Genomic DNA, 11,767 nt, shown 5'->3' with positions numbered 1-11,767 from the left:
CCGAGTTCCCCCGCATTGAAGCGTGTTGACAAAGTCCCGACAACACCCGGGACGGGACATGGCCGGACACCGACGGCAAGATCCTCAGTGCTCCGGGGAGGCCGGACCGGGCCCCAGCAGGTCGCGCAGCGCCTGTCCCGAGAGCCTCGACTTGTGAAGGAATCCGCGCGCCGGAGCGGCCGCGACCAATTCCCGGACGTCCTCCAGGGGATGCGCGGACGTCAGGACGATCACGGCCGACGGTGACGCCCGCGCGAGCGCCGGCGCGAGGTCCAGTCCGCTCTCGCCGGCGAGGTCGAGGTCCAGCAGGACGACGTCCGGCGCCAGTTCCGCGGTCCGCGCCAGAGCCGCCGCGCCGGTGGACGCCACGCCGACGACCCGGATCCCGTCGTGTTCGAGGAGGGCCCGGGCGGCCTCCAGGAATCGGGCACTGTCGTCGACGATGAGACAGCGCGTGGACATGCTGACAGCCTCCCCCGGCCGGTGACGGAACCACATCCCGGTCAGCCGGAAAGTGTCCTCCCGGCGCGTGCCCCGTTACGTGGAATGTGCTCATGTCCCTTGCCGATTCGATCCGTTCCCACTCACCGAGGGAATCGAACAAGCCACGGGGAGTAGCATGTCGCTGCCCTGGGGCCGAGTGGCCCGGTCGAATGGGAGTAATACGCGATGAACGCGTCGCACCACGGCGTCGGGAGACGCCAGATCCGTCGTGCCCTGGTGGCGGGAATGTCGGCGGTGGCACTGTTACTGGCCGGATGCAGCGCCGGTGACGAAGAGGACCGGCAGGGGGCGGACGGCAAGGCGGCGGGCGACACGACCTGCGACGGCAGGATCGACGGCACCGCCCACATCACCCTGTGGTTCCACGCCGGGCAGAGCGGTGAGCAGAGCACCCTGCGCAGCCAGGTCAAGGAGTTCAACAAGGCCCAGCGGCAGGTGCGGGTCGAACTGGTGACCCTGCCCGAGCAGCGCCCGTACACCGAACTCGTCCTGTCCGCGGCGGCCAGCGGAGACCTCCCGGACCTCCTCGACTTCGACGGCCCGAACCTCTACAGCTACGCCTGGTCCGGCAAGCTGAAGCCGATCGACTCCTGTGTGCCCGCCGGGGTCCGCGAGGACCTGCTGCCCTCGGTCCGGCAGCAGGGCACGTACGACGGCCGGTTGTGGGGGGTCGGAACCTTCGACTCCGGGCTCGGTCTGTACGTCCGGCCCTCGGTCCTGCGCAAGGCCGGCATCCGGATCCCGAAGGGCGCCGGGGACGCCTGGACCGCCGACGAGCTGACGGGGGTCCTGCGCAAGCTGCGGGCCGAGGGGTACGAGGCGCCCCTCGACCTCAACTTCGTCGACTCCTCGAGCCCCGACGAGTGGAACACGTACGCCTTCGCGCCGGCCGTGTGGTCGGCCGGCGGCGACCTCATCGACCCCCAGGGGTTCCGCACGGCCAACGGCTTCCTCAACGGCCCCCAGGCGGTGAAGGCGCTCAGCACCCTGCAGAGCTGGGTGAAGGAGGGATACGTCGACCGGGACAGGAACAAGAACGCGTTCGTGAAGGGACGCACCCCGCTCTCCTGGATGGGGCACTGGAAGTACGGCGAGTTCAGCGCGGCGCACCCCGGGGACGTGGCGATCGTGCCGCTGCCCGACTTCGGCGCCGGCACCGCGACCGGGATGGGCTCCTGGCAGTGGGGCATCCCCTCCGGCGGCGCGGACGGCGACGCGGTGTGGCGGTTCCTGGAGTATCTGCTGCGGCCGGAGCAGGTGTTGAGGATGAGCGAGGCCAACGGGGCGATCCCGGGGACGGAACGGGCGGTCGGCCTCTCCACGAAGTTCGACGAGAACGGTCCGGAGCGGCTGTTCATCGAGCAGCTGCGCGGCGGTGTCGCCCGGCCCCGGCCGCAGACCCCCGCGTACCCGGCGATCACCAAGGCGTTCTCCCGCGCGGTCGCCGACAGCGTCTTCGCGGGGGCCCCGGTCGAGAAGACGCTGGACGCGGCGGTCGAGGACATCGACAAGGACCTGGCCGCGCACGACGGTTACCCGCGGAGCGAGCCGTGACCGCCGGGGCGCCGAGGGTGTCTGGACCGTCGCCCGGATCAGCGGGATGCTGAGGACACCGCGCGCCCCCTCCTGAGGGCCGGGCGGTGGCGGACGGCGACCTGATCGAACGTTTCCCCGGCGAGCGGCCGACGGGGGCGCGCCTGGTCGCGGCGGCCCGAAGCACGGACGACGCCGCCGAGCCGGCAAAGGCGGACCACATGCACGCGACCGACGACTTTGCGCCGGCCCACCCGGACAGCGCCCCCACCCCCCACCACCCGTGAGCCCCACCATGCGTCGCACCCCCTCCCCGAACCGGTCCCCCGACACCCCCGAGCCGACCTCGTCGTCCACGGACCGTGCGCCGGACGCACCCAGCGCGTCCCTGGCGGCGCGGGTACCGCCCGTGCGCCCCACCTCGCCGGCGGACCGTTCCCCGGCGGACCATCCCCCGGCAGCCCGTGCCTCCGTCGGGCCCGCCTCGGTAGGGCCTGCCCCGGTAGGGCGTCCCGAGGGGCGGGTGCCCAGTCCGCGTCGGCCCGCCCGCTCGGCCGACTCCGCGTCCCGCCCGGCGCCGGAGGGCTCCGGTGGTCGGGACGGGACGGCGGTGTCCCGGCACGCCCGGGCGGGCCGGCGGTGGGGCCGGGGTGTGCCGGGGGTGCCGTTCCTCGCCCGGCTGCGGGTCGGCGCCAAGCTGATGCTGCTCGTGCTGCTGCCGGTGACCGTGCTGCTGGTGTTCACCGTGTTCGCCGCCATGTCGCACTGGGAGAAGGGGCGGACGCTGCGCGACTTCGACACGGCGATCACGGTGTCGTTCGCGACCGGCGACGTCTCCGACGCCGTCGCGCGGGAGCGGATGACCGCCGTGCGGGCCCGGCTGCACGGCGAACCGGGCGCCGCCCGCGAGCGTGCCGACGCCCAGCGGGCAACCGACGCCGCGCTGCGCCGGGCCGCCCGGCACGCCACCGCCCGGCCGGTGCCCGACGTCGCCGGTGTCCTCGACGCCGTACACCGGCAACTGCACGCGGTGCGCGTGGAGACGGGCACGGACTCCCTGGACGCGCAGACCGTCGCCCAGCGGTACGACGCCATCGAGGACGTGCTGCTCGACACCGTCGCCACACTGGAGTCCGGCCGACCCACGCGCGCCGCGGGCCGCGCCGCAGACGCCCACGTGGCGCTGCGGAAGGCCATCGCCGCCGCCGAACGGGAACGGGCCGAGCTCGCCATCCTGTTCGGCGTCCCCGCCGGCCAACGCCCCACAACCGCCGGGCGCTGGACCGAACTGGAGAAGGCCCAGCTCCGCACCTTCGAGCAGAACACCTCCGCGGAACTCTGGGCCCAACTGCACAGCACCATGTTCCAGGCGCCCGGCCGCGCCGTCCGCAAGGTCCGCGACCTGCTCGACGACTCCGACACCCGGCCCGTCGACTGGCCCACGTACGACGTCTGGCTCGCCGACTCCGGGGAGTACGTCGACGATCTGCGGGACATCCAGGACCGGGCCATGCGGGACCTCGCCCGCACCGCCGACGACGAACTACGGGCCACCCGCACCCGCGCCTACAGCGAACTGGCCCTCTTCCTGGCCGTCCTGTGTGCCGTCACCGTCCTCGCGCTGGCCCTGCGTCGCTCGATCACCCGCCCCCTCGGACAGGTCGCCGCGGGCGCGCGGGCCCTGTCGGAGGGCGACCTGTCGTACGACATCCGCTACGCGGGCCGCGACGAACTCGGGGACGTCGCGGACACGTTCCGGGAGCTGCGGGTGACCACGGAACGGCTGGCCGGCCAGATCCGGGCCATGAACACGGCGATCGACGCCGGCCGCCTCGAACATCGGGCCGACGTCGACGCCTTCGACGGCACCTGGGCCCAGCTGCTGGGCGGCATGAACGACACCATGGCGTCCTTCGCCGCCGCCCACGGCCGCCGCAGGCGCGCCGAGCAGGAACTGGAGGGCATCTTCAACCTCTCCCTGGACCTGCTCTGCATCAGCGGACTCGACGGCTACTTCAAACGCGTCAACCCGGCCTTCGAACGCACCCTCGGGTATCCCGTCGAGACCCTGACCGCCAGGCCGCTCGTCGAGTTCGTCCACGAGGAGGACCGCGACAGCACCCGCGAGGCGATCGCGCTGCTGGCGAGCGGCGCCGACGTCGCCGAGTTCGAGAACCGTTACGTCCGCGCGGACGGCACCGAGTGCTGGCTCCAGTGGAGCGCCCGGCCCGTCCCCGAGGAGGGCCTCATCTACGCCGCCGCCCGCGACGTCACCGACAGCCGCCTCGCCGCCCGGGAACAGGCCGCACTGCGCCGCGTCGCCACCGAGGTGGCCCGCGGGGTGCCTCCGTCCGACGTGTTCGCGAAGGTGGCGGAGGAGGTGGGAGCCCTGCTGAGCACGGCCGCGGCCGTCCTGCGCTACGAGAGCGACGGCGACGTCACCGTCCTCGGCATCGCGCGCGAACACGCCGACGACGGTGGCGGAGCGCCGCGCCTGACCCGGCGTGGGGCGGCGCGCACGGTGATGCGGGAGGTGGCCCGCACACGCGGCGCCGCCCGGTCGGGAACGGCCGCGGGCGCCCCCATCGTCGTCGAGGGCCGGCTGTGGGGTGTCGTCGTCGCGGCCTCGCTGCTCGACCCGCTGCCCGAGGGCACCGAGTGCCGGCTCGCCGACTTCACCGAACTGATCGCCACCGCGATCGCCAACGCGGATAGCCGGGCCCAGCTGGCCGCCTCACGCGCGCGTGTCGTCGCCGCGGGCGACGCCTCCCGGCGCCGTATCGAACGCGACCTGCACGACGGCGTGCAGCAGCGCCTGATCTCCCTCCAGCTGGAGCTGCGGATGGCGCAGACCCTCGTCGAGCGGCGCGGCTCGGAGCTCGGCAGGCAACTCGACCACCTCGGCAAGGGCCTCGACGACACGTTCCAGGACCTGATCCAGGTGGCCCGCGGCATCCACCCGGCCATCCTCTCCCAGGGCGGCCTCGGCCCCGCCCTGCGCTCCCTCGCCCGCCGCTGCGCGATCCCCGTCGAACTCGACCTGCGGCTCTCCACGCCCCGCTTCCCCGAGCCGGTCGAGGTGGCCGCGTACTACGTGACGTCGGAGTGCCTGACCAACGCCGTCAAGCACGCGCGCGCGAGCGTGGTGACCGTCACGGCCGAGGACACCGGCGGCGTCCTGGAGGTGGTCATCCACGACGACGGCGCCGGGGGAGCGGAACCGGGCAGGGGCTCGGGACTCATCGGGCTCATCGACCGGGTGGAGGCGATCGGCGGCCGGCTGACCGTGACCAGCCCGCCGGGCAGCGGGACGACGCTGGCCGTCCGCCTGCCGCTGACACCGCCCCCGGAGGCGGGGGACGCCGTCGTGCCCCGTTCATGACCGCCCGAAGCGCACGCGGCGAGACCCTCAAGGGGGGAGTGCGGGACTCGGTCGGGCGTACGTTCGGGCGGCCGTGCCGGACGGTGAAGACGGCCGTCCGGCCCAGTACGCGGGAGAACGGCCGATCCGTCTCCGCCGAGACAACCGGCCACCCGCGACTGCACTCTTTCGAGCATGACGTGCCGCCCTCACGGTGTCGCCCCGGCTCTCCCCCAACTAGGCTTCCAGCTAGCCGTAAAGACCGCGTTCAGGCAGGCTGCCGTGGAGAAGAGAACAGGTCGGGCAGGGGGAGGCCGAGACCAATGCACGCCGATCAGCATCCGGCGCTGGGACGGGTGGTGCTCGCGGACGACGACGTGCTCCTGCGCGAGGGAGTGGCCAGTCTGTGCGAGCGCGTCGGATACGAGGTGGTGGGCCAGGCCGGCGACGGCAGCGGGCTCATGGACCTCGTCGAGTCGCAGGTGCCGGACATCGCGATCATCGACATCAGGATGCCGCCGACCCAGTCCACCGAGGGCCTGAAGGCGGCCCGGGCCATCCGCGAGCGGTACCCCTCGGTCGGGATCCTCGTCCTGTCGGCGTTCGTCGAGGTCGAGGACGCCCTGGAGCTGCTGGCCGGCGGGCGCAGCATCGGCTACCTGCTCAAGAGCCGGATCACCGCCGTCGACGAGTTCCTGGAGACGCTCGACCGCATCCACCGGGGCGGCTGTGTGGTCGATCCCTCACTCGTGCAGGAGCTGGTCGCCGCGCAGCGCCGCGACGATCCGCTGGCCATGCTCAGCAACCGTGAGCGCGAGGTGCTCGGCCTCATGGCCGAGGGGCGCTCCAACGCGGGCATCGGCAAGCGGCTGTGGGTCACCGAGGGCACCGTCGAGAAGCACGTACGGAGCATCCTGGGCAAGCTGAGGCTGCCGGAGGAACCGGACGACCACCGCCGGGTCCTGGCCGTCCTGACGTTCCTGGAGACGCGCTAGCCGACGGGGCGGGCAGCCGCCCTCCGACGGCTGCCCGGGCGCCCCGCGCTGTCACTCCCCGCCAGTAGGGTGTGGAGCATGGCCGATCCCTCCAGCTACCGCCCCAGTCCGGGACAGATCCCGGACTCACCCGGGGTGTACAAATTCCGTGACGAGCACCGTCGGGTGATCTACGTCGGGAAGGCGAAGAGCCTGCGCCAGCGCCTGGCCAACTACTTCCAGGACCTGGCCGGCCTCCACCCGCGCACCCGCTCCATGGTCACCACGGCCGCCTCGGTGGAGTGGACGGTGGTGTCCACGGAGGTGGAGGCGCTCCAGCTGGAGTACTCCTGGATCAAGGAGTTCGACCCCCGGTTCAACGTCAAGTACCGCGACGACAAGAGCTACCCGTACCTCGCGGTCACGATGAACGAGCAGTACCCCCGCGTGCAGGTGATGCGCGGTCACAAGAAGAAGGGCGTCAAGTACTTCGGCCCGTACGCGCACGCGTGGGCCATCCGCGACACCGTGGACCTGCTGCTGCGCGTCTTCCCCGTCCGCACCTGCTCGGCAGGCGTCTTCAAGAACGCGGCCCGCACCGGCCGTCCCTGTCTGCTCGGCTACATCGGCAAGTGCTCCGCACCCTGCGTCGAGCGCATCACCGCCGAGGAACACCGGGAACTGGCCGAGGAGTTCAGCGACTTCATGGCCGGCCGCACCGGCACCTACCTCCGCCGCCTGGAGCGGCAGATGATGGACGCGGCCGAGGAGATGGAGTACGAGCGGGCCGCCCGGCTGCGCGACGACATCGAGGCCCTGAAGAAGGCCATGGAGAAGAACGCGGTCGTGCTCGCCGACGCGACCGACGCCGACCTGATCGCGGTCGCCGAGGACGAGCTGGAGGCCGCCGTCCAGATCTTCCACGTCCGCGGCGGACGCGTACGCGGCCAGCGCGGCTGGGTCACCGACAAGGTCGAGGCCGTCACCACCGGTGACCTCGTCGAGCACGCCCTGCAGCAGCTCTACGGCGAGGAGACCGGCGACTCCGTGCCCAAGGAGGTCCTCGTCCCGGCGCTGCCCGACCCCGTCGAACCCGTCCAGGAATGGCTCACCGGGCGCCGCGGCTCGAACGTCTCCCTGCGCATCCCGCAGCGGGGCGACAAGAAGGCCCTCATGGAGACCGTGCAGCGCAACGCCCAGCAGTCGCTGGTGCTGCACAAGACCAAGCGCGCCTCCGACCTCACCACCCGCTCCCGGGCCCTGGAGGAGATCGCCGAGGCCCTCGACCTCGACAGCGCCCCGCTCAGGATCGAGTGCTACGACATCTCCCATCTCCAGGGCGACGACGTCGTGGCGTCCATGGTCGTCTTCGAGGACGGGCTGGCCCGCAAGAGCGAGTACCGCCGCTTCCAGATCAAGGGCCGTGTCGGGGACACACAGGTCTGGCACGGCGAGGGCCAGGACGACGTCCGGTCCATGCACGAGGTCATCGCCCGCCGCTTCCGGCGCTACCTCGCCGAGAAGGAGAAGACCGGCGAGTGGGCCGAGGGCGAGGACGCCTTCACGGAGGAGGACGGCCGCCCCAAGCGCTTCGCCTACCCGCCGCAGCTCGTCGTCGTCGACGGCGGACAGCCGCAGGTCGCCGCCGCCCGCCGGGCCCTGGACGAGCTGGGCATCGACGACATCGCCGTGTGTGGCCTCGCCAAGCGCCTGGAGGAGGTCTGGCTGCCCGGCGAGGACGACCCGGTGGTCCTGCCCCGCACCAGCGAGGGCCTGTACCTCCTCCAGCGCGTCCGCGACGAGGCCCACCGCTTCGCCATCACCTACCAGCGCACCAAGCGGGCCAAGCGGTTCCGGGCGAGCCCCCTGGACGACGTGCCCGGCCTCGGCGACACCCGCAAGCAGGCCCTGCTCAAGCACTTCGGCTCACTGAAGAAACTGCGCGCCGCGACGATCGACCAGATCTGCGAGATCCCCGGCATAGGCCGCAAGACGGCCGAGACCATCGCCGCGGCCCTCGCGGAGGCGGCTCCGGCGGCACCCGCCGTGAACACCGCCACCGGAGAGATCATGGAGGACGAGGAGCCCGGCACGACGGACACCTCCGTGGAGCCCGTGGCGGTGTCCACCGCGGGGCCCCCGGACCGGCGACGAGGGCAGGAGACATGACCGAGCACGAACAGCGCCCAGAACCCCACGAGCGCCCCGAGCGTCCAGAAGAACAGCACCAAGAGCACACAGCGGAGCGCGGGCAGGCCCCCAGCGCCGTGGGCGACCACGCCTCCCAGCACCCAGCGCCACAGGAAGACGGAGCACACGTGAGTACGGGCATCGAAACAGCCGGGGTCCCCGAGGCGGCCATCCCCGAGCTGGTCATCATCTCCGGCATGTCCGGCGCCGGCCGGTCCACGGCCGCCAAGTGTCTGGAGGACCTCGGCTGGTTCGTCGTGGACAACCTGCCGCCCGCGCTGATCCCCACCATGGTGGAGCTCGGCGCCCGCTCCCAGGGCAACGTGGCGCGGATCGCCGTCGTCGTCGACGTCCGCGGCCGCCGCTTCTTCGACAACCTCCGCGACTCCCTCGCCGACCTGGAGACGAAGAACGTCACCCGCCGGATCGTCTTCCTGGAGTCCTCCGACGACGCCCTGGTGCGCCGCTTCGAGTCGGTGCGCCGCCCGCACCCCCTCCAGGGCGACGGCCGCATCACCGACGGCATCGCCGCCGAGCGGGAGCTGCTGCGCGAGTTGCGCGGCGACGCCGACCTGGTGATCGACACCTCCAGCCTGAACGTGCACGAGCTGCGCGCCAAGATGGACGCCCAGTTCGCCGGCGAGGAGGAGCCCGAGCTGCGGGCCACCGTCATGTCCTTCGGCTTCAAGTACGGCCTCCCCGTCGACGCCGACCTCGTCGTGGACATGCGCTTCCTGCCCAACCCGCACTGGGTCCCGGAGCTGCGCCCGTACACCGGCCTCAACGAGGAGGTCTCCGCGTACGTCTTCAACCAGCCCGGCGCCAAGGAGTTCCTCGACCGCTACGCCGAGCTGCTCCAGCTGATCGCCGCCGGGTACCGCCGCGAGGGCAAGCGGTACGTGACCATCGCGGTCGGCTGCACCGGTGGCAAGCACCGCTCGGTCGCCACGTCCGAGAAGCTCGCCGCCCGCCTCGCCTCCCAGGGCGTGGAGACCGTCGTCGTCCACCGCGACATGGGCCGCGAATGACCGGACGTGCTGCTCTGCGGCTCAGCAGACTGCGCCGGACCACCCCGGAAGGACGCACGACCGGCCCCGCCGAGACCCGCGGTGGCCGGCCGCGCCGTCGTGGCGCCCAGCCCAAGGTCGTCGCGCTCGGCGGCGGCATGGGCCTGTCCGCCTCGCTCGCCGCCCTGCGCCGCATCACCGGCGACCTCACCGCCGTCGTCACCGTGGCCGACGACGGCGGCTCCAGCGGACGCCTGCGCGACGAGCTGGGCGTGCTCCCGCCCGGCGACCTGCGCAAGGCGCTGGCCGCGCTGTGCGGCGACGACGACTGGGGCCAGACCTGGGCCCGGGTCATCCAGCACCGTTTCACCTCCCAGGGCGACCTGCACGACCACGCCGTCGGCAACCTGCTGATCGTCGCCCTGTGGGAGCAGCTCGGCGACCACGTCCAGGCACTGGACCTGGTCGGCAAGCTGCTCGGCGCGCAGGGCCGCGTGCTGCCCATGTCCGCGGTGCCCCTGGAGCTCCAGGCCCTGGTCAAGGGGCACGACCCGGCGCGCCCCGACGACATCGACACCGTCCGGGGTCAGGCGACCGTCGCGCTCACCCCCGGCGAGGTGCAGTCCGTGCACGTCGTGCCGCACGACCCGCCCGCCGTGCCCGAGGCGGTGGAGGCCGTCCTCGACGCCGACTGGGTGGTGCTCGGCCCCGGCTCCTGGTTCTCGTCGGTCATCCCGCACCTGCTCGTGCCCAAGCTGCTCGACGCCCTCACCGAGACCAAGGCCCGGCTCGTGCTGTCGCTGAACCTCGCCCCGCAGCCGGGAGAAACCGATGGCTTCTCCCCGCAGCGTCATTTGGAGGTTTTGGCACGACACGCCCCTAAACTCGCCCTGGACGTGGTGCTGGCCGACGAGGCCGCCGTGCCCGACCGTGATGTGCTCACCGAGGCCGCGAAGCGGTTCGGCGCCGCGGTCGAGCTGGCGCCGGTGGCCCGGCCCGATGGATCTCCGCGGCACGATCCGGAGCTGCTGGCCGCCGCGTACGACCGTATTTTTCGGATGCATGGAAGGATCGGCCCATGGCGATGACGGCAGCGGTGAAGGACGAGATCTCCCGGCTACCCGTCACCCGGACCTGCTGCAGAAAGGCGGAGGTCTCGGCGATCCTGCGGTTCGCGGGCGGGCTGCACCTGGTGAGCGGCCGCATCGTGATCGAGGCGGAGCTGGACACCGCGATGGCGGCGCGCCGCCTCAAGCGGGACATCCTGGAGATCTTCGGCCACAGCTCCGAGCTGATCGTGATGGCGCCCGGCGGACTGCGCCGGGGCTCGCGCTATGTGGTGCGGGTCGTCGCGGGCGGCGATCAGCTGGCCCGTCAGACGGGACTGGTCGACGGTCGCGGCCGGCCCATCCGCGGGCTGCCCCCGCAGGTGGTCTCGGGGGCCACCTGCGATGCGGAGGCCGCCTGGCGCGGGGCGTTCCTGGCGCACGGCTCGCTCACCGAGCCCGGTCGTTCGTCGTCCCTGGAGGTGACCTGCCCGGGCCCGGAGGCCGCCCTCGCGCTGGTCGGCGCGGCCCGCCGGCTGTCGATCGCCGCGAAGGCCCGTGAGGTGCGCAGCGTCGACCGGGTCGTCGTCCGGGACGGAGACGCGATCGGCGCGCTGCTGACCCGGCTCGGCGCCCACGAGTCCGTGCTGGCCTGGGAGGAGCGGCGGATGCGCCGCGAGGTGCGGGCCACGGCCAACCGGCTCGCCAACTTCGATGACGCCAACCTGCGCCGCTCGGCCCGTGCCGCCGTCGCCGCGGGTGCCCGGGTGGGCCGCGCCCTGGAGATCCTCGGCGACGACGTGCCCGAGCACCTCGCCGCCGCCGGACGGCTGCGCATGGAGCACAAGCAGGCCTCGCTGGAGGAGCTGGGCGCGCTCGCCGACCCGCCGCTCACCAAGGACGCCGTCGCGGGTCGTATCCGCCGGCTGCTGGCCATGGCGGACAAGCGCGCACAGGACCTGGGCATCCCGGGGACCGAGTCGAGCCTCACCGAGGAGATGGCCGAAAACCTCGCAGGGTGACCCTCCGTCACCCGAACGCCGTATCGACGAACTCGCCGGTGCCGACCCCATGTTGGGCTGTCGGCGCCGGCTTTTCGGTGATGGGGTGAATTCCTTGTGTGGCCCGTGCGGCACCCTTGACGTGACCCCG

General features: G+C 72.5%; 9 protein-coding genes. 8 read left to right on the top strand and 1 reads right to left on the bottom strand.

Annotation, left to right across the window (positions count from 1 at the left end; all coding sequences use genetic code 11):
* Positions 1–84: 84 nt before the first annotated feature.
* Complete coding sequence (locus tag ACZ4Z3_RS04945) at positions 85–462, bottom strand: response regulator (RefSeq protein WP_468499697.1); 378 nt, start codon at positions 460–462, stop codon at positions 85–87.
* A 267-nt stretch (positions 463–729) separates the two neighbouring features.
* On the opposite strand from ACZ4Z3_RS04945, the gene ACZ4Z3_RS04940 reads away from it, so the two are divergent.
* The 8 genes from ACZ4Z3_RS04940 to whiA all read left to right on the top strand — a co-directional run bounded on the left by ACZ4Z3_RS04940 (position 730) and on the right by whiA (position 11,637).
* Entirely contained in the window at positions 730–2,058 is a 1,329-nt protein-coding gene (locus tag ACZ4Z3_RS04940; protein WP_468500200.1) for an ABC transporter substrate-binding protein, read from the top strand.
* Between the two features lie 86 nt (positions 2,059–2,144).
* Complete coding sequence (locus ACZ4Z3_RS04935; protein ID WP_468499696.1) at positions 2,145–2,324, top strand: hypothetical protein; 180 nt, start codon at positions 2,145–2,147, stop codon at positions 2,322–2,324.
* A 413-nt stretch (positions 2,325–2,737) separates the two neighbouring features.
* Positions 2,738–5,419, top strand: coding sequence for a PAS domain S-box protein (locus ACZ4Z3_RS04930; protein WP_468500199.1), 2,682 nt, complete (start codon positions 2,738–2,740; stop codon positions 5,417–5,419).
* Between the two features lie 302 nt (positions 5,420–5,721).
* A complete protein-coding gene (locus ACZ4Z3_RS04925; protein ID WP_099968787.1) occupies positions 5,722–6,393 on the top strand; it encodes a response regulator transcription factor in 672 nt (223 codons plus the stop codon).
* Between the two features lie 78 nt (positions 6,394–6,471).
* Positions 6,472–8,541 carry an excinuclease ABC subunit UvrC gene (gene uvrC / locus ACZ4Z3_RS04920; RefSeq protein WP_468499695.1) on the top strand — a complete coding sequence of 690 codons (2,070 nt, stop codon included), beginning with the start codon at positions 6,472–6,474 and terminating at the stop codon, positions 8,539–8,541.
* Positions 8,538–9,590: an RNase adapter RapZ gene (gene rapZ, locus ACZ4Z3_RS04915; RefSeq protein WP_468499694.1), complete on the top strand. Its 1,053-nt coding sequence runs from the start codon at positions 8,538–8,540 to the stop codon at positions 9,588–9,590. The genes uvrC and rapZ overlap by 4 nt, the downstream gene beginning before the upstream one ends.
* Positions 9,587–10,657, top strand: a complete 1,071-nt coding sequence (locus ACZ4Z3_RS04910; protein ID WP_468499693.1) for a gluconeogenesis factor YvcK family protein — start codon at positions 9,587–9,589, stop codon at positions 10,655–10,657. The genes rapZ and ACZ4Z3_RS04910 overlap by 4 nt, the downstream gene beginning before the upstream one ends.
* Entirely contained in the window at positions 10,648–11,637 is a 990-nt protein-coding gene (whiA, locus tag ACZ4Z3_RS04905; protein ID WP_055710847.1) for a DNA-binding protein WhiA, read from the top strand. The genes ACZ4Z3_RS04910 and whiA overlap by 10 nt, the downstream gene beginning before the upstream one ends.
* The last annotated feature ends 130 nt before the right edge of the window (positions 11,638–11,767 follow it).

It is taken from the genome of Streptomyces sp. NPDC030296 (assembly GCF_055572815.1).
This window is presented reverse-complemented; position numbering and strand designations above follow the sequence as displayed.